The sequence below is a fragment of the Microbacterium sp. NPDC055910 genome (genome assembly GCF_042271185.1).
Classification (GTDB): Bacteria; Actinomycetota; Actinomycetes; order Actinomycetales; family Microbacteriaceae; genus Microbacterium.
The window spans coordinates 12,971-34,210 of sequence record NZ_JBHJZS010000009.1; the positions used below are offsets into that span (position 1 = coordinate 12,971).

The 21,240-nt window shown below is 69.3% G+C and carries 20 protein-coding genes and 1 pseudogene; 12 read left to right on the top strand and 9 right to left on the bottom strand.

What is annotated here, in order from left to right:
• The first annotated feature begins 377 nt into the window (after nucleotides 1-377).
• The 3 genes and pseudogenes from ACFC3F_RS06145 to ACFC3F_RS06155 all read left to right on the top strand — a co-directional run bounded on the left by ACFC3F_RS06145 (nucleotide 378) and on the right by ACFC3F_RS06155 (nucleotide 1,805).
• Nucleotides 378-782, top strand: coding sequence for a hypothetical protein (locus ACFC3F_RS06145; protein ID WP_376127665.1), 405 nt, complete (start codon nucleotides 378-380; stop codon nucleotides 780-782).
• 159 nt (nucleotides 783-941) lie between these two features.
• Nucleotides 942-1,517: pseudogene (locus ACFC3F_RS06150) on the top strand (DUF222 domain-containing protein); the annotation flags it as partial.
• 24 nt (nucleotides 1,518-1,541) lie between these two features.
• On the top strand, nucleotides 1,542-1,805 hold the full coding sequence (locus tag ACFC3F_RS06155; protein WP_376127774.1) for an HNH endonuclease signature motif containing protein: 264 nt from the start codon (nucleotides 1,542-1,544) through the stop codon (nucleotides 1,803-1,805).
• Between the two features lie 29 nt (nucleotides 1,806-1,834).
• Here the strand turns inward: ACFC3F_RS06155 and ACFC3F_RS06160 are convergent, their stop codons facing one another.
• The gene (locus ACFC3F_RS06160) at nucleotides 1,835-1,963 is read right to left on the bottom strand and encodes a hypothetical protein (protein WP_376127666.1); all 129 of its coding nucleotides are present in this window, start codon (nucleotides 1,961-1,963) and stop codon (nucleotides 1,835-1,837) included.
• Between the two features lie 481 nt (nucleotides 1,964-2,444).
• Here ACFC3F_RS06160 and ACFC3F_RS06165 point away from each other — a divergent pair, with 481 nt between their 5' ends.
• Nucleotides 2,445-3,119 (top strand): hypothetical protein, encoded by a 675-nt coding sequence (locus ACFC3F_RS06165; RefSeq protein ID WP_376127668.1) that lies wholly within the window; start codon nucleotides 2,445-2,447, stop codon nucleotides 3,117-3,119.
• Here the strand turns inward: ACFC3F_RS06165 and ACFC3F_RS06170 are convergent, their stop codons facing one another.
• The 3 genes from ACFC3F_RS06170 to ACFC3F_RS06180 all read right to left on the bottom strand — a co-directional run bounded on the left by ACFC3F_RS06170 (nucleotide 3,120) and on the right by ACFC3F_RS06180 (nucleotide 7,496).
• Nucleotides 3,120-4,532, bottom strand: a complete 1,413-nt coding sequence (locus ACFC3F_RS06170; protein WP_376127670.1) for a rhamnulokinase family protein — start codon at nucleotides 4,530-4,532, stop codon at nucleotides 3,120-3,122.
• A 91-nt stretch (nucleotides 4,533-4,623) separates the two neighbouring features.
• Complete coding sequence (locus tag ACFC3F_RS06175) at nucleotides 4,624-6,660, bottom strand: bifunctional aldolase/short-chain dehydrogenase (RefSeq protein ID WP_376127672.1); 2,037 nt, start codon at nucleotides 6,658-6,660, stop codon at nucleotides 4,624-4,626.
• A gap of 74 nt (nucleotides 6,661-6,734) precedes the next feature.
• Entirely contained in the window at nucleotides 6,735-7,496 is a 762-nt protein-coding gene (locus tag ACFC3F_RS06180) for a DeoR/GlpR family DNA-binding transcription regulator (RefSeq protein ID WP_376127674.1), read from the bottom strand.
• A 175-nt stretch (nucleotides 7,497-7,671) separates the two neighbouring features.
• On the opposite strand from ACFC3F_RS06180, the gene ACFC3F_RS06185 reads away from it, so the two are divergent.
• From ACFC3F_RS06185 to ACFC3F_RS06210, 6 genes are read left to right on the top strand one after another with little or no spacing between them, the layout of a single operon-like run.
• The gene (locus ACFC3F_RS06185; protein ID WP_376127676.1) at nucleotides 7,672-8,928 is read left to right on the top strand and encodes a hypothetical protein; all 1,257 of its coding nucleotides are present in this window, start codon (nucleotides 7,672-7,674) and stop codon (nucleotides 8,926-8,928) included.
• Entirely contained in the window at nucleotides 8,929-9,978 is a 1,050-nt protein-coding gene (locus ACFC3F_RS06190) for an aldose 1-epimerase family protein (protein WP_376127678.1), read from the top strand.
• Nucleotides 9,975-11,468, top strand: a complete 1,494-nt coding sequence (locus ACFC3F_RS06195) for a sugar ABC transporter ATP-binding protein (protein WP_376127679.1) — start codon at nucleotides 9,975-9,977, stop codon at nucleotides 11,466-11,468. The genes ACFC3F_RS06190 and ACFC3F_RS06195 overlap by 4 nt, the downstream gene beginning before the upstream one ends.
• Complete coding sequence (locus ACFC3F_RS06200; protein ID WP_376127681.1) at nucleotides 11,465-12,478, top strand: ABC transporter permease; 1,014 nt, start codon at nucleotides 11,465-11,467, stop codon at nucleotides 12,476-12,478. Before ACFC3F_RS06195 ends, ACFC3F_RS06200 begins: the two co-directional genes overlap by 4 nt.
• Entirely contained in the window at nucleotides 12,475-13,539 is a 1,065-nt protein-coding gene (locus ACFC3F_RS06205) for an ABC transporter permease (protein ID WP_376127683.1), read from the top strand. Before ACFC3F_RS06200 ends, ACFC3F_RS06205 begins: the two co-directional genes overlap by 4 nt.
• Complete coding sequence (locus tag ACFC3F_RS06210) at nucleotides 13,536-14,522, top strand: sugar ABC transporter substrate-binding protein (RefSeq protein ID WP_376127685.1); 987 nt, start codon at nucleotides 13,536-13,538, stop codon at nucleotides 14,520-14,522. The genes ACFC3F_RS06205 and ACFC3F_RS06210 overlap by 4 nt, the downstream gene beginning before the upstream one ends.
• A gap of 57 nt (nucleotides 14,523-14,579) precedes the next feature.
• Here the strand turns inward: ACFC3F_RS06210 and ACFC3F_RS06215 are convergent, their stop codons facing one another.
• The 3 genes from ACFC3F_RS06215 to ACFC3F_RS06225 all read right to left on the bottom strand — a co-directional run bounded on the left by ACFC3F_RS06215 (nucleotide 14,580) and on the right by ACFC3F_RS06225 (nucleotide 17,195).
• Nucleotides 14,580-15,581 carry a LacI family DNA-binding transcriptional regulator gene (locus tag ACFC3F_RS06215; protein ID WP_376127687.1) on the bottom strand — a complete coding sequence of 334 codons (1,002 nt, stop codon included), beginning with the start codon at nucleotides 15,579-15,581 and terminating at the stop codon, nucleotides 14,580-14,582.
• A gap of 73 nt (nucleotides 15,582-15,654) precedes the next feature.
• The gene (gene rhaI / locus ACFC3F_RS06220) at nucleotides 15,655-16,821 is read right to left on the bottom strand and encodes an L-rhamnose isomerase (RefSeq protein WP_376127689.1); all 1,167 of its coding nucleotides are present in this window, start codon (nucleotides 16,819-16,821) and stop codon (nucleotides 15,655-15,657) included.
• On the bottom strand, nucleotides 16,818-17,195 hold the full coding sequence (locus tag ACFC3F_RS06225) for an L-rhamnose mutarotase (protein ID WP_376127691.1): 378 nt from the start codon (nucleotides 17,193-17,195) through the stop codon (nucleotides 16,818-16,820). The genes rhaI and ACFC3F_RS06225 overlap by 4 nt, the downstream gene beginning before the upstream one ends.
• A 165-nt stretch (nucleotides 17,196-17,360) precedes the next feature.
• Here ACFC3F_RS06225 and ACFC3F_RS06230 point away from each other — a divergent pair, with 165 nt between their 5' ends.
• A complete protein-coding gene (locus ACFC3F_RS06230; protein ID WP_376127692.1) occupies nucleotides 17,361-18,374 on the top strand; it encodes a LacI family DNA-binding transcriptional regulator in 1,014 nt (337 codons plus the stop codon).
• 155 nt (nucleotides 18,375-18,529) lie between these two features.
• Here ACFC3F_RS06230 and ACFC3F_RS06235 read toward each other — a convergent pair whose 3' ends face one another.
• Together ACFC3F_RS06235 and ACFC3F_RS06240 are read right to left on the bottom strand one after the other, a co-directional pair.
• Entirely contained in the window at nucleotides 18,530-19,894 is a 1,365-nt protein-coding gene (locus tag ACFC3F_RS06235) for an MFS transporter (RefSeq protein WP_376127694.1), read from the bottom strand.
• A complete protein-coding gene (locus ACFC3F_RS06240; RefSeq protein WP_376127696.1) occupies nucleotides 19,891-20,319 on the bottom strand; it encodes a MarR family winged helix-turn-helix transcriptional regulator in 429 nt (142 codons plus the stop codon). The genes ACFC3F_RS06235 and ACFC3F_RS06240 overlap by 4 nt, the downstream gene beginning before the upstream one ends.
• A gap of 69 nt (nucleotides 20,320-20,388) precedes the next feature.
• Between ACFC3F_RS06240 and ACFC3F_RS06245 the strand changes: the two genes are divergently transcribed.
• Nucleotides 20,389-21,240 carry an alpha/beta hydrolase gene (locus ACFC3F_RS06245; RefSeq protein WP_376127697.1) on the top strand — a complete coding sequence of 284 codons (852 nt, stop codon included), beginning with the start codon at nucleotides 20,389-20,391 and terminating at the stop codon, nucleotides 21,238-21,240.

Below are 21,240 nucleotides of genomic sequence, written 5' to 3' on the forward strand. Positions count from 1 at the left end.
GCCGGGGCGTCGGGGTGCCGCTGAGCCGGGGCGCCGGGACCGTCGCGTCGATCTCCCCCGCCATTGACCGCGAGACTGCATCGGCGGGTCGAGACAGCGGGTGGGCCCCGCAGTCTCGGCGGCCTGTTGCGGTCTCGCGGTCGTGGGCGGATGCCGCGGGGGCGGCGGATGCGGCGGGGGCGGCGGATGCGGCGGGGGCGGCGGATGCGGCGGGGGCGGCGGATGCGGCGGATGCGGCGGGGGTGGGCGGATGCTGCGGGCACGGGCACGGGGATCGCTTCCTCCACAGGGGGGTCTCCGGGCGGGTTGTGCACGGATTGTAATCGGGGTGTCATCTGGGGGTTTGGATGTCGGTGGCCCTGGCCAGAATGGGGGGTATGAGCACCCTTCCTGTCACTCTCGCCCGGTTGGGTGACGCCCTGGCCGGGGTGGTGCAGACCGTGTTCGATGAGGGCGTGTTGCGGGTCGCGAGTGATGACGAGGTGCTGGCGGTGCTCGCGGCGGCGGGGCGGTTGTTGCGGGGTGTGGAGGCGGTGCTGGTCGAGACGGTCGGGCAGGTGCGGGAACGCTCCGATGCGGTCCCGCATGCGGACCGGTTGACCACCCGGTTGGGGTGCCGGTCCGAGGGTGAGCTGGTGCAGCGGGCGACACGGGTGTCTCAGCGCACCGCGGCCGATATCGTCTCCGCAGCGCGGGCGATCGAGCAGCGCACCGCACCGAGTACGGGGGGAGCTGCTCCCGGCGGAGCTGCCGGGCATGCGGGAGGTGCTCGTAGCGGGTGAGGTCGGTGTCGACGGGGTCGTCGCGGTGGCCGGCCCGTTGCGGGGATGTATCGCGGGGCGGCAGGCGCTCCTGGCCGCGGATGCGGAGTTGGCTGCGGCCGCTCGCGGTGAGGGGGCGGATGCGGCCCGCCGGCGTGTGCGGAAGATCTTCGCACGTATGCCACGGTGTGGGCGGTGTTCCTGGATCAAGACGGTACCGAACCCGGCCAGGCGCGGGCGATGCGCAAACGCGGGCTGACCCTCGGGGTCAGCCGTGACGGGCTCGTCCCGGTGCGGGGGAACCTGCTCCCCGAGGTGGCCGCGCAGTTGCAGCGCGGGTTCGATGCCCTGCTGAACCCGAAAGTGAACGGGGTGCCGGTCACCGGGCCACGGTTCGACGGCCACGACGAGGATGATCGTGACGAACCGTTGCCGGGCACCGCCGATGACCGCACCCGCACGCAGAAGCAGCACGACGCGTTGGCGATCATGCTGACCGCCGCCGCCGAATCCGCCGCCCTTCCCACCCTGGGTGGTGCCGCCCCCACGCTCGTGGTGTCCGTGCGGGAAAAGGACCTCGCCACCGGGCGGGGTGCCGCGTTCCTCAGCGGCCTGAACGACCCGGTATCCCTGTCCGTCGCCCGGCACATCGCGTGTTCCGGGGCGGTGCAGCGGGTCGTGCTCGGCGTCAACGACCGGATCGTGTCGATCCACACCCAGGAACGCGTGTTCAACCGCCGCCAACGCCGCGCGATCGGGCTCCGCGACGGGGGCTGCGTCATCCCCGGATGCCACGTCCCCTTCGAATGGTGCGAACTGCACCATGTCGTCGAGCACGCCCAGGGCGGGCCCACACACACCAGCAACGGGGTGCCCCTGTGCTGGTGGCACCACCGCACCCTCGACACCAGCGGATGGCACATCCGGATGAGACGCGGCGTCCCCGAAATCCGCGGACCCGCCTGGTGGGACCCCCACCTGAAATGGCGACCCGTCACATCCTCACCCACAAGACTCCTCGACAGGCTATCGACGAACAGCTGAACCGTGCCCGCTGGGCGGAACTGCGCCGATCAGGACCGGCGCGGCGCGCTCGATAACCCTCGATAACCCTCGGTGACGGTGACGGTGACGGTGACGGTGGCGGTGGCGGTGGCGGTGTCCTCGTGCTCGTGTTCGCCGTTGTCGGCATCCTCGTGCACGTCCTCAGCTTTCGTTCGCGTCTTCGTCGGCGTCCTTCTTTGGCCTTCCTCGGCCTCCGCGTGACCGTCCTCGTTTTCGTTCGCGTCTTCGCCGACGTCCTCGTCTTGGGTCTTCCCCGGCCTCTCGTGCGCGAGCTCGTCCGCATCCCGTCCCGTCCCGTCCCTGCCCCAGTCCTCGCCACATTCCGGTCCGGTGCGCGCGGGTCACGCTGCTCGACCCCGCTCTTCCAGGGGCGCCTCAGACAAATTCGTCACAGCGCTTCGGCGAGCGCAAGCGGCCGACTTCAGCGTTCGATCCCGCCTGCCACGCGCGTGAACCCGCGATCTCGGCACCCGTTTCTGTCTTTCCGTCGGCGTTGGGCGTTGACAGCGGGCGGCGACGGCCAATAGCTTTGCCTGACTCGGCTCCAGCTGCAGGAGACCGAGGGTGCTTCTGGGGATGCACCGAAGCAGCGCTTGTCGAACGCTCAAAGGAGAGACGATGTCGATGATTTCACGATGGCGCCGGACGATGATGGTGGGGGCGATCGGCGCCGCGAGCTGCGCGCTGCTGCTCACCGGCACGGCCGCGGCGACGGCGGCTCCATCTCACGTGGTCGTGGCCCAGATCGCCGCGCAGGACCTCGTGAGCGTCGAGCTGACACCGCGGATCCTCGCGGGCAGCGTGTTCCTGTCGATCTCGGCCACGAATAACTCATCGGCGCCCGTCGACATCGCCATCTCGACCGTCTACGGCGGCCAGACCTTCACTGCTGTGGCACCCGGCCGGACCGTGGCGACGTCGGTCAACACGCGCCTGGCGACCATTCCGTCCGGGGTCGCCACGATCACCGCGACGAGTGGAACCACCACCGAGACGACGACCGTGCCGTACGGCGGCTACCCCATCGAGGTCGTGCCGCGCACGCTCGCCGGCCGCGTGCACCTGTCGGTGACGGCGACGAACCCGCTCGCCGTGCCCGCCGACGTCGTCGTCACGACGGCATACGGGGGCAAGACCTTCCGCGGCGTCGCGCCCGGCGCCTCCGTCTCGGTCAGCGTGAACTCGCGCCTCGCCGCGGTCCCGGCTGGGGAGGCCACCATGACGGCGACCGCCGTCGCCGGCGGCAACTCGATCACGCGGACAGCGCCCTACCCGGCGTATCCCGGGCAGTAGTCAGCGCGTCGGCTCGTACCGACGCGGCGCGTGCGTGCGCGCCACGAGGTCGCGCAGCGCCTCGAGCGAGCCCGAGACGAGCCCGACGGCACGCGCCTGCACGAGGACGTTGCCGAGCGCTGTCGCCTCGACGGGCCCCGCGAGCACCGGCAGACCCGCCCGATCGGCCGTGCGCTGGCACAGCAGTTCGTTGAGCGCGCCGCCCCCGACGATGTGGATCGTGCGCACGTCGACGCCGCCGATGCGACCCGCCTCACGCGACGCGTCGGCGAACGCCTGCGCGAGCGACTCGACGATCGACCGCGCGTACTCCGCGCGCGAGCGCGGAGGAGTGAGGCCGTGCTCGTCGAACCATGCGTCGATCCGCGCAGGCATGTCACCGGGCGGCATGAAGCGCGGATCGTTGACGTCGAAGACGGGCACGTTGCCCGAGACCTCTTCGGCCGCGTCGAGCAGCGACGGAAGATCGATGCGCTCGCCCGAGCGCTCCCACGTGCGCACCGTCTCGCTCAGAACCCACAGGCCCATGACGTTGTGCAGCAGACGCACGCGTCCGTCGACGCCACCCTCGTTCGTGAAGTTCGCCGCGAGCGCCTCTGTCGACAGCACGGGCCGTTCCACCTCGACGCCGACGAGGCCCCACGTGCCGCACGAGATGTAGGCCGCGGCATCCGCCTGCATCGGCACCGCGACGACGGCCGAGGCCGTGTCATGCGAGCCGACGGCGGTCACGGGCACGCCTTCGGGTGCCCCCACCGCCGCCGCGACGGCGGTCGTGAGCGCGCCGAGGTGCTCGCCGGGCGCGATGAGCGGGGGCAGGATGCCGCGCGGCACGCCGGCTGCCGCACGCAGCCGGTCGTCCCACCGCTGGTCGTGCAACAGCCCCGTCGTCGAGGCGTTCGTCAGTTCGGCGCGGGCGACGCCGGTGAGCCAGTACCCGATGAGATCGGGCACGAGCAGCGCCGTGTCGGCGAACTCGAGCACGTCCCGTGACTCGGCCGCGAACTGATAGAGCGTGTTGAACGGCAGGAACTGCAGGCCGTTGCGGGCGAAGAGATCGGCGTGCGGCATCCGCTCGTGAACCGTCGCCACACCGCGTCCGGTACGCCCGTCGCGGTAGTGGAACGGCTCGCCCAGCAGACGTCCGTCGCGCAGGAGCGCGTAGTCGACGGCCCAGGAGTCCACGCCGATGCTGCGGATGCCGGAATCCCGACGGAACGCCTCGCTCAGTCCGCCCAGGGCGCTGCCGTACAGACCGAGGATGTTCCAGTGCAGCCCGTCGGACGTCTGCACCGGGTCGTTCGGGAACCGTGCGACCTGGGTGAGCTCGAGCGTGTCGCTGCCGACACGACCGACCACGACCCGGCCGCTCGTCGCCCCGAGATCGACCGCCGCGACAGCGCCGGCGCTCACGAGGTCTCCCAACGGTCGCTGAGCTCGTCGAAGCGTCGTCCGTGATCGTTCGCCGACCCGTCGACGACCTCGTGCACCGGGACTCCGCTGCTCATCGCAGGAACGCCGCAGCGACGCCGGAGTCGACCGGGATGTGCAGGCCCGTCGTGCGTGAGAGCTCGGGACCGGTCAGGACGTACACGGCGTCGGCGACGTTGTCGGGCACGACCTCGCGCTTGAGGATCGTGCGGTTGGCGTAGAACTGGCCGAGGTCCTGCTCGTCGACGCCGTAGGTCGCGGCGCGGTTGGCGCCCCAGCCGCTGGCGAAGATGCCCGAGCCGCGCACGACGCCGTCGGGGTTGATCCCGTTGACGCGCACACCGTGCTCACCGAGCTCGACCGCGAGCAGGCGCACCTGGTGGGCCTGATCGGCCTTCGTCGCGGAGTAGGCGATGTTGTTGGGGCCGGCGAAGACGGAGTTCTTCGACGAGATGTAGATGACGTCGCCGCCCATGCCCTGGTCGATGAGCGCCTTCGCGGCGGCCTTCGAGACGAGGAACGAGCCCTTCGCCATGACGTCGTGCTGCAGGTCCCAGTCCTTCTCGGTGGTCTCCAGCAGCGGCTTCGACAGCGACAGGCCGGCATTGTTGACGACGAGGTCGATGCCGCCGAACGCCAGCACGGTCGCGTCGATCGCCGCCTGCACGCCGTCGGCGTCGGCGACGTTCGCCGCGACGCCGATCGCGACATCGGTGTTGCCGAGCTCGGCGGCCACGGCCTGCGCCTTCTCGAGGTCGAGGTCGGCGACGACGACGCACGCGCCCTCGGCGGCGAGGCGGGTGGCGATCGCCTTGCCGATTCCGGATGCCGCACCCGTGACGAACGCGATACGGCCCTGGTGCGTCTTGGGCTTGGGCAGGCGCTGCAGCTTGGCCTCTTCGAGAGCCCAGTACTCGATGCGGAACTTCTCGGCATCCGAGATGGGAGCGTACGTCGACAGCGACTCGGCGCCGCGCATGACGTTGATCGCGTTGACGTAGAACTCGCCCGCGACGCGCGCCGTCTGCTTGTTCGCGCCGTACGAGAACATGCCGACACCCGGCACGAGCACGATGAGCGGGTCCGCACCACGGATCGCGGGGGAGTCTGCCGACGCATGGGCGTCGTAGTAGGCCTGGTAGTCCTTGCGGTACTGCTCGTGCAGCTCCTTGAGGCGCGCGATGGAATCCTCGACCGACGCGTCCGCGGGAAGGTCGAGCAGCATGGGCTTGACCTTGGTGCGCAGGAAGTGGTCGGGGCAGCTCGTGCCCAGCTCGGCGAGCTCGGGGGCACGCGCCGACTCGAGGAAGTCGAGCACGACGTCGGAGTCGGTGAAGTGGCCGACCATCGGCTTGTCGGTTGAGGCGAGACCACGGATCGTGGGTGCCAGCGCGGCGGCCTTCGCGTGGCGCTCGGCCTCGGAGAGGGCCGCGAAGCCGGCCCGGGGTGCGCCGAAGGGGGCGTCCTTGCCGTGCTCGTCGATGTAGCGCTGCGCGGTCTCGATGATCCAGAGCGAGTTCTGCTCGGCTTCGTCCGACGTGTCGCCCCACGCCGTGATGCCGTGGCCGCCGAGGATCGTGCCGATCGCCTGCGGGTTCTTCGCCTTGATCTCGGCGATGTCCAGGCCCAGCTGGAAACCGGGGCGGCGCCACGGCACCCACACGACCTTGTCGCCGAAGATGGTCGCCGTGAGCTCCTCGCCGTCGGCGGCGGTCGCGATCGCGATGCCCGAGTCGGGATGCAGGTGGTCGACGTGCGCCGCATCGACGAGGCCGTGCATCGCCGTGTCGATCGAGGGGGCGGCACCGCCCTTGCCGTGCAGGCAGTAGTCGAACGCCGCGACCATCTCGTCCTCGCGGTCGACGCCGGGATACACGTCTACGAGCGACCGGAAACGGTCGAGCCGCAGCACCGCGAGGCCCTGCTCCTTCAGCGTGCCGAGGTCGCCGCCGGATCCCTTCACCCACAGCAGCTCGACCGGCTCACCCGTGACGGGATCGGTCGCGGTGCCCTTGGCCGACGTGTTGCCGCCCGCGTAGTTGGTGTTCTGGGGATCGGCGCCGAGACGGTTGCTGCGGGCGATCAGCTGAGCGGGGGTGGAATCGGTCATCACGGAACTCTCTGTACGTGGACGATGTTCGTTCGTGTGAAGTATCTCAAGAAATGATCACATGTGCAACGGTGTCAGCGCACGTCGACGACGTCGCGGTAGGCGCGCAGGCGCGCATCGGTCGGATCGAGCTCGGTCACGAGCAGGTCGATCTGCTCCCACTCGAAGCTGCGGGCGACGTCGCGCTCGCCGAGCTTGGAGGAATCCAGCAGGAGCACGATGCGCTCGGCGCTGCGGGCGAACTCCTGCTTCACTTGCGCCTCGGAGAGTGAGACGTCCATCGATCCGAGGTCGGACTGCACCCCGCTCGCACTCGTGAAGAGCGTCGAGTAGCTCATCGACGCCGCCGCGCGACACGCGAGCGGGCCGACGAAGCTGTCCGTCGAGGCCTCGGCCTCCCCGCCGGTGAGCAGGCTGTTCATGAAACCGGCGCGGCGCGCGGCGGAGAAGTTCTCCCACGAGTTGGTCACGACCGTCACGCCGTCGTCGCCCGAGAGGCTCGCGATCAGCGCGCCGACCGTCGTCGACGCATCCATCGCGATCGCGCCGCCGCGCGGAACGAGCCCAGCCGCCTTCCGCGCGATGACCGTCTTGGCGTCACGCTGCAGATTGCTTCGCACGCCGAAGCGCTGCGGTCCCGGAGTGGGAATCGCGCCGCCGCGCACGCGGCGCACGAGGCCTGCCGCCTCGAGCTCGAGCAGGTCGCGACGGACCGTCATCTGCGAGACCTCGAACGCGGATGCCGCATCGGCGAGACTGACCGACCCGTGCTCTTCGACGAGGCGCGCGAGGGCCTGTCGCCGGCGCTCGCTGTCCAGGGAACTCGTGGTCGACATGACGACGACATTGCTGCATCGGCCGCCCCTGCACAACTCGCGCAAGGCCGATTCGCGATCTTGTTGCGCTCTCGAGGACCCTTTGTTAGATTCACTGAATCACAAAAGGTTCATTGAACCCAAGTGAGCCGGATGGACATCGACGTCGAGATATGACGTCACGAAGGAGTGAGAAATGGCGAACGCCGGGCCCTACGAGAACGTCACGAGCACAGAAACCGCCATCGAGCGCGCGATGGATGCCTCGGGCGGCGTTCTGTCACTGGCCCCCGCTTGGGTGCCCCGCTCGTTCTGCACGCCGGGTCGCCGCATCCGCCTCCACCCCGACGACTACTTCCCGCTCGGCAAGGACCGCGGCGGAATCGACGAGCGTTGGCTCGCGAGCGCCATCCGCGCTGAGAACGGTCCGCGCACCGACCCGTTCGAGGGTCTCAGCCTCGTGCGCGACCCCGACGGCAACGTCATCCCGTTCGACGAGTTCATCGCGCACTTCCGTGGCGACGCGATTGGCGGGCTGTGGGATTCGCACGGCCTGTGGCCGATGTACTCCAAGTTCTTCGACAACGAGTTCCCGCTGCCCTTCCACATCCACCACCGCGACGAGCACGCGGCCCTCGTGGGCAAGCCCGGCAAGCCCGAGGCCTATTACTTCCCGACGCAGATGAACAACCACGGCGGTCAGTTCCCGTACACCTTCTTCGGCCTGCACCCCGAGGTCACGAAGGATCAGCTGCGCGAGAAGCTCGCCGGCTTCCTGCGCGGCGGCGACAACCGCATCACCGACCTGTCGAAGGCGTACCGCATCACCCCCGGCACGGGATGGGACGTGCCCGCCGGCATCCTGCACGCTCCCGCCAGCATGTGCACGTACGAGCCGCAGGCGGCGTGCGACGTCTTCGCCATGACCGAGTCCTGGTCCAACAACCGCGAGGTCGGCGACGAACTGCTCTGGAAGGACGTACCCGACGATCGCGTCGGCGACCTGGACTTCATCGTCGAGCTCGTCGACTGGGAGCGCAACGTCGACCCGGAGTTCTGGAGCCACCGTTTCACTCCGCCCGTCGAGACCGTCGCGAGCGTCCGCGCCGCGACGCCCGACTACGTCGAGAAGTGGATCACGTATCGCTCGCCCGCGTTCAGCGCGAAGGAGCTGACGGTCCGCCCCGGTGGCGCCGTGACGGTCGGTGAGACCGACGCGTACGGCCTCGTGGCCGTCGGCGGCCGCGGCACGATCAACGGCCAGCCCCTCGCCGCGATCAGCTCGATCCGGTACGGCCAGTTCTCATCCGACGAGTTCTTCGTGACGGCATCCGCGGCCTCGGCCGGTGTCACAGTCGTCAACGAATCTTCGACCGAGGATCTCGTCATCCTCAAGCACTTCGGTCCCGGCAGCGCCCAGCTGAGCGCCGAGCGCGGGGAACTGGGACTGTAGATGACCGGCACGGCAGAGCTGTTCGGCGTCGACCTCGGCGAGGCGCGACGGCGGATCGGCTCACTCGCTCAGATCGCTCGGATCGACGAGTTCACCGAGACGCAGGGTCCGGCGCGCGGCGCTCGCCGCATCCGCGTCGACACCGGCGGCGGACTGTCCTTCGAGGTGCATCCTGACCGGGCGATGGACCTCGGCCAGGTCACCTTCCGAGGGACTCCGCTGAGTTGGATGTCGCCGGTCGGCATCGGCGCGCCCGCCCACACCCACGACGTGGGCATGGACTGGCTCCGCGCGTTCGGCGGCGGCCTGCTGACGACGTGCGGCCTGGACTCGTTCGGGCCGCCGACGAGCGAGGACGGCGTGGACTACCCCATGCACGGCCGGATCAGCTCGACACCGGCGACCCTCACGCGTGCGCAGGTCGGCGACGACGGGATCGTCATCGAGGGAGAGGTGCGGCAGGCCTCGGTGTTCGGGGAGAACCTCGTCCTCCGCCGCCGCATCCAAGCGCACCTGGGGGGCTCCGTCATCCGGATCGACGACACCGTGACGAACGAGGACTCGCGTCCGGCCGGTCACATGGTGCTCTACCATTGCAATCTTGGCTGGCCGCTGCTTTCGGAGGATGCCGTGCTGCGGATCCCGTCCGCAGCCGTCACCCCGCGAGACGCGACCGCAGAAGCCGGAGTCGCGAGCTGGCACGAGCTCTCAGCGCCCACGCGGGGCTATGCCGAGCAGGTGTTCCGCCACGACTTCCGCGATCAGGGTTTCGCCGAGGTCTCGGTGGACAACCCGGAACGCGACGTGCGTCTGGCGATCAGGTTCGACACGAAGACGCTGCCGGGCCTTCACCAGTGGAAGATGCTCGGCGAAGGTCACTACGTGCTCGGGCTCGAACCCGTGAACGTCGATTGGAGCAGGGGCCGCGCCACGGCCCGCAGCGAAGGCGTCCTGCCCGAGCTGCAGCCGGGCGAGTCGGTGTCGTACGCCATCGAGATCGACGCCGGACCCAGCCGCGCGCGCGGCGCGAAGAGGAAGGAGTCGGCATGAGTGTGCCCGCACTGGAGATGCGGGGGATCTCGAAGTCGTTCCCCGGCGTCAAGGCGCTGTCCGATGTCGATCTCGTCGTCGAACCCGGCGAAGTCCACGCGATCGTCGGTGAGAACGGCGCAGGAAAATCCACCCTGATGAAGATCCTCGCCGGGGTCTACCAGCCCGACGCCGGCTCGGTCGCCCTGTCGGGCGAACGCGTGCGGATCTCCGGTCAGCTGGATGCCCGGCGACGCGGCATCGGCATGGTCTACCAAGAACTCAATCTGGTGCCCGACCTGTCCGTGGCCGAGAACATCGCCCTGGGGGCCACGCCGTCGAGATTCGGCATCGTGCGTCGTCGCGCGCTGCTCGAGTCCGCCCGTGCCGTGCTCGACGCGCTCGATGCGCGGATCGACCCGCGGGCTCGTCTCGGGTCGTTGACGGTGAGTCAGCAGCAGCTGGTCGAGATCGCCAAGGCGTACGCCGCTCGCCCTCAGATCATGGTGCTCGACGAACCGACGTCGTCGCTGAGCGAGCACGAGGCGCAGGCGCTCTTCCGTGTCATCCGCACGATGCGTGCCGATGGCATCGCCATCATCTACATCAGCCACCGCCTGCGCGAAGTGCTGGACTTGGCAGACCAGGTCACGGTGCTGCGCGACGGCCGTCAGATCGAGACGCGGCCCGCGTCGGGGCTGACCGCCACCGAGATGATCACCCTCATGGTCGGGCGCGACCTGACCGATGTCTTCCCCAAGCGCGACGTGCCGATCGGAGACGTCGTGCTCGAGCTCGAGGGACTCAGCCGCTCGGGCGCCTTCGAAGACGTCTCGCTCACGGTCCGCGCGGGCGAGATCGTCGGTCTCGCGGGCCTCGTCGGCGCCGGTCGGACCGAGGTCGCCCGCGCCGTCTTCGGCCTGGACACCGCCGACGCCGGCACGGTCCGTGTCAACGGCTCCGACGCGCGCGTCCGCAGTCCGCGCAAAGCGGTCAACGCCGGCATCGCCTACGTGCCCGAGGATCGCAAGCGCGACGGCATCATCCCCGAGGCATCCATCAAGGACAACATCGCGCTGCCCGTGCTTGCCAAGGTGAGCTCGGCCAGCTGGATCTCGTCGCGGCGCGAGCGCGCCCTCGCGCGGAAAGAGGTCGACGCCCTGGGGGTCTCCCCGCCGGTCATCGAGCGCGCCGTGAGCACCCTCAGCGGCGGCAACCAGCAGAAGGTCGTCATCGCGAAGTGGCTCGCGACGCAGCCCGACGTGCTGCTGCTGGACGAACCGACGCGCGGAGTCGACGTCGGTGCCAAGGCCGACATCCACACGATCATCGGCGAGCTCGCCGCCCAGGGCGTGGCCATCCTGCTCATCTCGTCGGAGCTTCCCGAGGTGCTCGCCGTCAGCGATCGCATCTACGTCCTGCACGAAGGCCGCGTATCGGCGGAGTTCGACCGCGCCGACGCCGACGAGCGATCTGTCATGCACGCCGCGACCGGAGAGGTAACGCAATGACCTCATCGAACGCGCCCACGCGGGCGCAGACCGAAACGACCCGATCGGGCGACCGCCTGACGAAGGGCAGCGCGCTCTCGCGCATCGGTCCCTGGATCGGCATGCCCGTCGGCATCGTGCTGCTGCTCATCGTGGGGTCGGTGCTGTCGGACCGGTTCCTGAGCATCGGCAACCTGACCAACGTCCTCATCAACATCTCGATCCTCGGCGTCATCGTCGTCGGGATGACCTTCGTCTTCATCACGCGAGGCCTCGCCGACCTCTCGGTGCCGGCCACCGTCGCCGTCGGAGCGATCCTCGTGCTCGGCCTGCAGCCGATCATGGGCACGATCCCGGCAGCTCTCGTCGCGATCCTCGCCGCCCTCGCCGCCGGAGTCGTCAACGGCCTCCTGATCGGCTACGCCGGCATCAACCCGGTCATCACGACGCTCGCCGTCGGCACGATCGTGCTCGGCATCGCGCAGTGGAGCGTCGGCGGCGTCATCGTCTACGGCAGCGACCCCGAAGCGCAGGCCTTCCTCAACGGGCGCATCTTCGGGATCCCCGTCATCGTGCTGGTGTTCCTCGTGGTCGCGATCATCGGGCACCTCGTGCTCTCGCGCACCGTGCTGGGGCGCTGGGTGTACGCGGCCGGTGGAAACCCGGATGCCACGCGGGCGAGTGCCGTGCCGCTCTTCTTCACTCGGGGCGCTGCCTTCGTGCTGACGGCGGGGCTCGCGGGCATGGCCGGCGTGCTGCTCGGAGTGACGCTGCAGACCGCACGCCCCGGCATCGGGATCGGCTACGAGTTCGACGCGATCACGGCCGTCGTCGTGGGCGGTGTCAGCCTCCTGGGCGGATCCGGCAGCATCCCGCGCGCGATCGGCGGACTGCTCTTCGTCGCGCTGCTCAACAACATCCTCGTGCTGCAGGGCGTGCCCACCGCAGTGCAGGGCATCGCCAAGGGCGCGCTCATCGTGGCCGCCGTCTCGCTCGATGTGTACCTCCGTCGGAAGGGAGGCCGATCATGATCCGCACCTCGTCGAATCGGATCACCGACAGTGTCGTGTTCCTGAGCCTCGTGCGCTACCGCGTCATCGTCATCCTCGTCGCGACCCTCGTGCTGTCGGCTTCGTTCGTGCCGGGGTTCTTCGAAGGGCGCACGCTCAGCCTCGGCGTCGATCGCGTCGCCACGATGGGGCTGCTCGCGATCGGTCTGACCGTCGTGCTGATCGCCGGCCAACTCGACCTCTCGGGCGGTGCGATCCTCGCACTGTCGGGTATCGCGGCCATCGGATTGCAGCCTGCACTCGGCCAGATCCCGGCGGCTCTCGTGGGCATCGCGGTCGCCATGGCGGCAGGAGCCATCAACGGCGTCCTCGTGGTCGTGCTCAAGATCAACTCGCTCGTGGCGACCCTCGCGACGATGGTGTTCTTCCGCGCCGTGTGCCACCTCATCACCGATTCCCGGCCCGTCAGCGGCACGGACCCGTTCTTCGGCATTCCGCTCACCCAGCCGGTCGCGGGGACGGTGTCCGTGCGTGTGCTGCTGTTCCTCGCGCTCATCCTCCTGCTGCACTTCTGGCTGACGCGCAGCGTCGGCGGACGCAACCTGTTCGCCGTCGGCAGCAACGCCGCCAGCGCGACGGCGAGCGGCGTGCGCTCCAATGCCTACCTGTTCGGCGCGTTCGTCTTCAGCGGCACGATGGCCGGCGTCGCGGGCGTCACGTTCAGCATCGCCTCGAACACCGGCTCACCCGTCTTCGGCGACACGATCGTGCTGACCGCGATCGCGGCCGTCGTGATCGGTGGCACGCGGCTCGAGGGCGGCGTCGGCTCGGCGCTGGGAACCCTGGGCGGTCTGCTGACCCTCGCGGCTCTGACGACGGCGATGGAGTACCAGAGCGTACCCGCCTACGTGCAGGACATCGTGACCGGCTGCATCCTGCTGCTTCTGATCCTGCTCGACCGCTTCACCTTCGCGAAGCAGGGTGTCGACCTCTCCCTGTCGGCACTCGCGCGACGCCTCCGACGACGGGGGCCGGGCGCACAGAAAGACACCACACAAGAGATCGAAAGGACGATCGCATGAAGAAGAAGTTCCTGTTCGGCGGAGCCGTGCTGTCAGCGGCGATGCTGCTCGCCGGATGCGCCGGCGCGGCAGACACCGACTCCGGCTCGACCGATGGCGAGGCCGCAGGCTCCGGCAAGGAGATCTGCTACATCACGGCAGCCGAGTCGCACGCCTACGCCACGCCCGCCAACGAGGCGTTCCTCGCCGCCGCCGATGAGGCAGGCGCCAAGGTCACGATGCTCAGCCAGGACTTCGACGTCCAGACCGGCACCGAGCAGCTCTCGACGTGCATCGGGCGCAACCCCGACGGCATCGTGCTGTGGCCGCTCGACCCGCAGGCCTACATCCCGGGCCTCATCCAGGCGCAGTCGGCACAGATCCCGGTCGTGCTGATCAACTCCCCGATGGATGACGAGGCGCTCAAGCTCGTCGCGAGCTTCACCGGCCCCGACGTCTACGAAGAGGGCGTGCTGTCGGCCGACGCGATGAACGACGCGCTCGGCGGCGAAGGAAACGTCGTCATCATCGCCGGTCAGGCCGGCAACGGCACGAGCATCGGTCGCAGCGACGGCTTCACCGAGCGTCTCGACGAGCTCGGATCGGGCATCGAGATCCTGCAGTCGGTGAACGCCGACTTCGACCAGCAGAAGGCGCTCGTGGCCAGCCGCGACCTCATCACGCGCTTCGGCGACGACATGGACGGCGTCTACGCGAGCGACGACACGATGGCCCGCGGCTTCATCGACGCGTGGACCGAGTCGGGCCGTGACCTTGCCGAGATCCCCGTGATCGTCGGCATCAACGGCCAGGCGGACGCGTTCGCGTCCATCAAGGCCGGTCACTTCTACGCGACGATCCTGCAGTCGCCGGTGGAAGACGGTGCGCTGGCCCTCGAGACGATCCTCAAGGTCGCCGACGGCGAGACGGTCGACGCACGTCTGCCGATCCCGCTGACGGTCGTCACGATCGACAACGTGGACGACATCGAGCCCGCGTTCTAAATCGGGTAGACGAAGGGGCGGATGCGCGCGTGAGCGGCATCCGCCCCTTCGCCGTCCTCACGTCGATTCGCGCACGACCAGCTCGGGCTCGAGAACGACGTGGTTGGTTCGGGGGCTTCGCTGCGGGCTGTCGATGAGGTGCATGATCATCTCGACGGCCGTGCGACCCAGCTGCGCGCGCGGCTGCGCGACGGTCGTCAGGGGAACGGCGCCCACTTCGGACCACACGACGTTGTCGTAGCCGACGATCGCGAGATCCTCGGGCACCCGCAGCCCGCCGTGCGTCACCCGCTGGAGCAGGCCCAGGGCCACCACGTCGTTGGCGCAGAGGACCGCCGTGGGACGCTTGTCGGGTTGCCGTGCCAGCAGCGCCTCGCCGGCCGCGCGTCCTTCCTCGACCGTCCAGGACTCGGTCGAGATGAGTTCGAGCGTGATGTCGCCGGCCGTCCGGTCGATGACCTCGCGCGCGCCCTCGTAGCGCATCCGCACCTTCGGCGACCGATGCGGATGCCCGAGATAGGCGATGCGCCGGTGTCCACGGTCGATGAGATGCTGGGCCCCCGCGCGTCCGCCGTGTCCGTCGTCGACGACGACCGACCAACAGTCGCGATCGTCGCCGACCCGGTCGACGAAGACCATGGGCACGCCGCGATCGCGCAGCATCTCCAGGCGGGAGCTGTTCTCGTCGACGGGGGAGATGATGATGCCCTGCACGCGCTGCTGCACGAGCAGGTCGAGATTCTGCGACTCCCGCACGGCGTCGTAGGCGCTGTTGCACAGCACGACGCCGAGTCCGAGTTCGCGGCTGAGCTGCTCGGCGCCGAGCGCGACGTCGACGAAGAACGGGTTGTCGAGGTTGGCCACGGCGATGCCGATCGTGCGCGTGCGGCCGGCGCGGAACTGCCGCGAGCTCTGGTCCGGCACGAAGTCGAGCTCGTCGATCGCCCGGATGACCTTCTCGCGCGTCTCTGCGCGCACGTACGACGGTCGATTCAGGACGTTGCTGACCGTCCCCGCGGAAACTCCGGCAAGCCGCGCGACATCGCGGATCGTAGCCATCAGCGGGCCCGAGCGGCGCGGTGGGACAGGTTCATTGAACGATCGTATCGCTCGTCCGCCCGGTCCGTAGGGGTCAGGCGCCCCAGCTGGCCTGCACGCCGCCGACGCGCTCGGCCTCGATCCGTTCCTGATAGCCGGATGCCGCATAGGCGGCCATCGGGTCGGCGGGAAGACCGCGCGTCTCGCGCCACTCGGCGAGTGCCGGCCGGACGTCGGTGTAGAACGCATCCATGAAGACCGCGTTGGCGGCCAGCACATCGCCCGAAACCTGAGCGTCGCGGAGGGCGTCGCCGTCGACGAGGAGCGCCCGGGCGGTCATCTCCTGCACGTTCAGCACCGAGCGGATCTGTCCGGGGATCTTCTGCTCGATGTTGTGGCACTGGTCGAGCATGAAGGTCACATCGGGGTTGTTGAGCGCGCCGCCGCGGATCACCTCGAAGAGGATGCGGAACAGCTGGAACGGGTCGGCGGCACCGACGATGAGGTCGTCGTCGGCATAGAACCGCGAGTTGAAGTCGAACGAGCCGAGCTTTCCGAGGCGCAGGAGCTGCATCACGATGAACTCGATGTTCGTGCCCGGGGCGTGGTGGCCCGTGTCGAGGCAGACCATCGCGCGCTCGCCGAGCGCCGCCACCTGCGCGTACGACGTTCCCCAGTCCGGAACGTCGGTGTGGTAGAACGCCGGCTCGAAGAACTTGTACTCCAGCACGAGACGCTGCTCGCCGGAAAGGCGCGCGTAGATCTCCTGGAGGGACTCCTGCAGGCGGTCCTGGCGCCCGCGCAGGTCGGCCTGGCCGGGATAGTTCGAGCCCTCTGCGAGCCAGATCTTCAGATCGCGCGAGCCCGTGGCATCCATGACGTCGATGCATTCGAGATGGTGATCGATCGCCTTGCGGCGGACCGCGGCGTCTTCGTGGGTCAGGGCGCCGAACTTGTAGTCGTCGTCCTGGAAGGTGTTGGAGTTGACGGTGCCGAGTTCCACGCCCAGATCTTCGGCATGGCGGCGCAGCGCGGCATAGTCGTCGACCCTGTCCCACGGGATGTGCAGCGCCACCGCCGGGGCGAGAGCGGTCACGCGGTTGACCTGCGCAGCATCCGCGATCTTCTCGAACGGGTCGCGCGGGGTTCCCGGGGTCGTGAACACCTTGAAGCGCGTGCCGGAGTTGCCGAACGCCCACGAGGGGAGCTCGACGCCTTGCCGTTCGAGGTTCGAAAGGATCTCGGAGGACAGCGTCGTCATGATGCGGAGCTTTCGTTGTCGGAGGCCGCAGCCAACTGGTCGTGAAGGTGGAAGATCTCGGTGAGCGTCGTCGCCGCCTGGTCGGGGCGACCGTCGAGGTCGACGAAGAAGCGGGCCATCTCGGCCTCCCATTCCGCGGCGATCGGCGATGCGGCGAGATACGCCTGGGCGGCAGCGTCGTCATCGGTCTCGTAGTAGCCGATGAGTCGCCCGCGCTCGCCCAGGAAGAGGGAGTAGTTGCGGCGGCCGGCGGCGGCGATCTCGGCGAGCATCTCGGGGGAGACCGGACTGTGGCGGGCCGTGTACTCGTCGATCAGCTCCGGCCGGATCCGCAGTTCGAAGCACACACGGTGCGGGGTGGGGTCATTCGACATCGAGCCGGCTCCTTCCGAGATGGATGACAGGACATGAATCGTTTCAAGATTAGACCTCGGAGTCGACGCGCGCAACCCGGAGTGCGCGTGCGTCGTGCACTGCGCGAGGATGGTCCCTGGCGTGCCATAAACTCCCGGCAGCGCAGCGTCGAGCAGGAGCCCCACATGACGGTGAGTATCAAGGATGTCGCCGCCGCGGCATCCGTCTCGGTCGGCACGGTCTCGAACGTGTTGAACCGCCCCGACCGGGTGGCGCCCGCGACCGTCGAGCGCGTGCACGCCGCGATCGCGGAGCTCGGGTTCGTGCGCAACGACGCCGCACGACAGCTTCGCGCGGGACGCAGCCGCAGCATCGGCCTGATCGTGCTCGATGTGCGCAACCCCTTCTTCACCGACGTCGCGCGCGGCGCCGAAGCGCGGGCCGTTCGCAGCGACCTCACCGTCCTGCTGGGCAACAGCGACGACGATGCCGCGCGCGAGGCCGGCTACCTCGATCTGTTCGAGGAGCAGCGCGTGCACGGCGTGCTCATCACTCCCGTCGACGACATCTCGGACCGCCTCGAGCGGCTGCGCAAGCGCGGAATCGCGACGGTGCTCGTCGACCGGCCGAGCGATGAGCAGGATGTCTCCTCCGTGTCGGTCGACGACGTGGCGGGGGGCCGACTGGCCGTCGAGCATCTGCTCGAGACGGGACGCCGGCGGATCGCGTTCGTCGGGGGTCCCTCGTCTGTGCGCCAGGTGGCCGACCGCCTCGAGGGTGCGCAGCGTGCCGTCGATGCACACGGCGGCGCGACGCTCGAGATCATCGAGACTCCCGCCCTGAGCGTCCTCGCGGGGCGTGCCGCGGGGGAGCGCGTGCATGACCGCGCCCCGGCGGATCGCCCGGACGCCGTCTTCGCCGCCAACGACCTGCTCGCGATGGGGGTGCTGCAGGCGCTCGTCATGCTGGGCGGCGCCTCGGTGCCCGACGACATCGCGATCATCGGCTACGACGACATCGATTTCGCGGCCGCCGCCGTCGTGCCGCTGTCCTCGATCCGCCAGCCGAGTGAGCTCATCGGGTTCCGCGCCGTGGAGCTGCTCCTCGAAGAGGTCGACGACCGCGATGCCCGGGCGCAGATCGTGTTCCAGCCCGAGCTCATCGTGCGCGAGTCCACCGGACGCGCGTCGACCGGCTGACCCGGATGCCGCGGCCCGGCCCGCCCCGGAACCTCCCGCTCTGACCGCGCCTGCCCTGACCGCGCCCGCTCTGACCGCGACACTTCATCGGGGCGCCGAGACAGCGGGCTGACCCCGCAGTCTCGAGCGCCCGTTGCAGTCTCGCGGGTATCGGGTCAGGGGCGTCGGGGGGTGCTGTGTTCCGCTGCCGGGACCCGGATCGGCGTCGTCTGGGCGACCTCGTCGCTGAACTCCTCGGGCGCAGGCTGCACGACCATCAGCGGTCGCGTCTCGTCGATCGTCAGGCGGAAGCGGCTGTCCTCGCGACGCTTGAGCCGCCCCGAGGCGAGCAGCCAGATCGCCCCGATCGAGAACGCGGCGAAGCCGGCGAGGGCGCCGAGGCCGATCGCGACGCGCGGGCCGAACTCGGCCGCGACCCATCCGACGATGGGTGCGCCCACCGGCATCCCGCCCATCAGGATCGCCATGTACAGGGCGAGCACGCGTCCGCGCAGTGCGGGGTCGGTCGTGGTCTGCACGTAGCCGTTCGCCGTCGTCAGCATCGTCACGACGGCGAAGCCGGTGAACATGAGCGTGACGGCATATGTCCAGTAGGTCGGCATGAAGGCCGACACGGCCGCGGCCGTCGCGAACAGCAGCGTGCCCGCGATGACGACGCGGATCCGTGCCCGGTCGCGCCGCGCCGCGAGCAGGGCCCCGGCGAGGGAGCCGATCGCCAGGATCGAGCTCAACAGGCCGTAGCCGTCGGCCTCCTGCCCGAACTCGAGCGCCATGGTCGAGGCGAAGATGGGGAAGTTCATGCCGAAGGCGCCGATGAGGAAGACCATCGCGAACGCGACGACGAGGTCGGGGCGACGCGCGACGTAGCGGAACCCGTCGGCGAGACGGGAGGCTCCCGGCGCCCGCACGCGCGGAATGAGCTCAGCGGGCCGGATGAGCAGCAGTGCGACGATCATGGCGATGAACGTCACGGCGTTCACGACGAACACCCAGCCCGTACCCACCGCGACGATCACGATGCCCGCGACGGCGGGTCCGATCATGCGGGCGCCGTTGAAGGACGCGGCGTTCAGCGCCACGGCGTTCGAGGCATTTTCGCGCGTGACGAGGTCGGACACGAACGCCTGGCGCGCGGGATTGTCGAATGCCGCGACGACACCGAGCACGAGGGCGAACGCGTACATGAGCCAGAGCGTCATGACGCCCATGAGCAGCAGCATCCCGATCACGAGACCCAGCAGAAGGAGCAGGCTCTGCGTCAGCATGAGCAGGTGCCGCCGGTCGAACCGGTCGGCGACCCAGCCGGTGACGCCCACCAGGAGCAGGGGCGGGGCGAACTGGAGCGCCATCGTGATGCCCATCGCGCTGGCGTCGTTCGGGGTCAGCTCGGTCAGGACAACCCAGCTGAGCGCCGTCGACTGCATCCACGCGCCGGTGTTGGACACGAGGGCGCCGATGAACCACACGCGGTAGTTGAAGACCGAGAAGGAGCGGAACATCGCCGACGTGCCGCGGCTCATCGCGTCACCATCCGCTGCATGATCCCGGCCGCACGGGCCATGGTCTCGCGCTCGTCGTCGGTCAGATCGGCCAGCGCCGCGTCGACCCAGGCGTCGCGGCGTCGCGATGTCTCTTCGACGACGGACCGGCCTTCGTCGGTCAGGGCGATGACGACCTTGCGGCCGTCGCTCTCGTCGGGCGCGCGGTCGAGGTAGCCCGCCTCCTGCAGGCAGTTGACGGTGCGGTTCATGGCGGGCGAGGACACGTGCTCGCGGTCGGCGAGCTCTCCGAGAGTGTGCGCGCCGTGCACCCACAGCGCGGCGAGTACGGCGTACTGTCCGTCGCTCATCGTGTCGACGGCACGCTGCGTGCGCATGCGTCGCGCGAGCCGGAAGACGGCGTTGCGCAGGTCGGAGGCGTCGATGGGGGCATCCGGATCAGGCATAGATCATTAGCTTAGGTCATTATCGTTGTTAAGTAAATTCGCGGATGCCGCATGCCTAGACTCGATCGCATGCCCGAGTTCATCGATGCACACGGCATCGCGATCGTCTACGACGTCCATCCCGCGAAGCGCGAGCCTCGGGCCGTCGTCCAGTTGCTGCACGGCGTGGGCGAGCACGCCGGCCGCTACGCGGCGCTCATCGATGCGCTCACGGACGCCGGATACACGGTGTACGCCGACGACCATCGCGGTCACGGCCGCACGGGCATGACGCAGTGGGCCGGCGACGCGTCGAAGCTCGGTCGGCTCGGTCCGGGCGGCATGCCCGCTGCGCTCGCCGCCGTGTGGCAGTTCACGCAGCTCATCCGCGACGAGAATCCCGGCCTGCCGTTCGTGCTGCTCGGCCACTCGTGGGGATCGTTCCTCGCCCAGATGCTGGTGAACGCGCACCCGGACGCGTACGACGCCGTCGTGCTGTCGGGGTCGGCGCTGCGGTGGCCGGGTGCGCTCAACGCGGGCGACCTGAACGCGCCGTGGAAGACGAAGGATGCCTGGGGCACCGAGTGGCTGTCGTCAGATCTTTCCGTGGGCAGGGCGTTCCGCGACGACCCGCTCACGACGACGACTCCGCTGCTCAAGCTGTTCGGCGTGCTCGATGCGTCGCGCCTGTACGGACTGCCGCGGCGCGAGCTCGGACACGATGTGCCGGTGCTGCTCATGGTGGGCCGCGACGACACGGTCGGCGGACCCCGCAGCGTGCACCGGCTCGCCGAGGCGTACCGCACGAGGTCGGGGCTGACCGACGTCACGACCCTCGTGTACCCGGACGCACGTCACGAGATCTTCAACGAAGCGGTCCAGGCCGACGTGCGCGCCGACCTGATCGCGTGGCTCGACGCGCGCCTGCCCGTGCGGGGCTGA

Excerpts from the sequence above, each read along its gene's own strand:
- ACFC3F_RS06145 (WP_376127665.1), top strand. The coding sequence starts at position 378 with ATGAGCACCCTTCCTGTCACTCTCGCCCGGTTGGGTGACGCCCTGGCC.
- ACFC3F_RS06165 (WP_376127668.1), top strand. The coding sequence starts at position 2,445 with ATGTCGATGATTTCACGATGGCGCCGGACGATGATGGTGGGGGCGATC.
- ACFC3F_RS06175 (WP_376127672.1), bottom strand. The coding sequence starts at position 6,660 with ATGACCGATTCCACCCCCGCTCAGCTGATCGCCCGCAGCAACCGTCTC.
- ACFC3F_RS06180 (WP_376127674.1), bottom strand. The coding sequence starts at position 7,496 with ATGTCGACCACGAGTTCCCTGGACAGCGAGCGCCGGCGACAGGCCCTC.
- ACFC3F_RS06185 (WP_376127676.1), top strand. The coding sequence starts at position 7,672 with ATGGCGAACGCCGGGCCCTACGAGAACGTCACGAGCACAGAAACCGCC.
- ACFC3F_RS06190 (WP_376127678.1), top strand. The coding sequence starts at position 8,929 with ATGACCGGCACGGCAGAGCTGTTCGGCGTCGACCTCGGCGAGGCGCGA.
- ACFC3F_RS06195 (WP_376127679.1), top strand. The coding sequence starts at position 9,975 with ATGAGTGTGCCCGCACTGGAGATGCGGGGGATCTCGAAGTCGTTCCCC.
- ACFC3F_RS06200 (WP_376127681.1), top strand. The coding sequence starts at position 11,465 with ATGACCTCATCGAACGCGCCCACGCGGGCGCAGACCGAAACGACCCGA.
- ACFC3F_RS06205 (WP_376127683.1), top strand. The coding sequence starts at position 12,475 with ATGATCCGCACCTCGTCGAATCGGATCACCGACAGTGTCGTGTTCCTG.
- ACFC3F_RS06210 (WP_376127685.1), top strand. The coding sequence starts at position 13,536 with ATGAAGAAGAAGTTCCTGTTCGGCGGAGCCGTGCTGTCAGCGGCGATG.
- ACFC3F_RS06215 (WP_376127687.1), bottom strand. The coding sequence starts at position 15,581 with ATGGCTACGATCCGCGATGTCGCGCGGCTTGCCGGAGTTTCCGCGGGG.
- rhaI (WP_376127689.1), bottom strand. The coding sequence starts at position 16,821 with ATGACGACGCTGTCCTCCGAGATCCTTTCGAACCTCGAACGGCAAGGC.
- ACFC3F_RS06225 (WP_376127691.1), bottom strand. The coding sequence starts at position 17,195 with ATGTCGAATGACCCCACCCCGCACCGTGTGTGCTTCGAACTGCGGATC.
- ACFC3F_RS06230 (WP_376127692.1), top strand. The coding sequence starts at position 17,361 with ATGACGGTGAGTATCAAGGATGTCGCCGCCGCGGCATCCGTCTCGGTC.
- ACFC3F_RS06235 (WP_376127694.1), bottom strand. The coding sequence starts at position 19,894 with ATGAGCCGCGGCACGTCGGCGATGTTCCGCTCCTTCTCGGTCTTCAAC.
- ACFC3F_RS06240 (WP_376127696.1), bottom strand. The coding sequence starts at position 20,319 with ATGCCTGATCCGGATGCCCCCATCGACGCCTCCGACCTGCGCAACGCC.
- ACFC3F_RS06245 (WP_376127697.1), top strand. The coding sequence starts at position 20,389 with ATGCCCGAGTTCATCGATGCACACGGCATCGCGATCGTCTACGACGTC.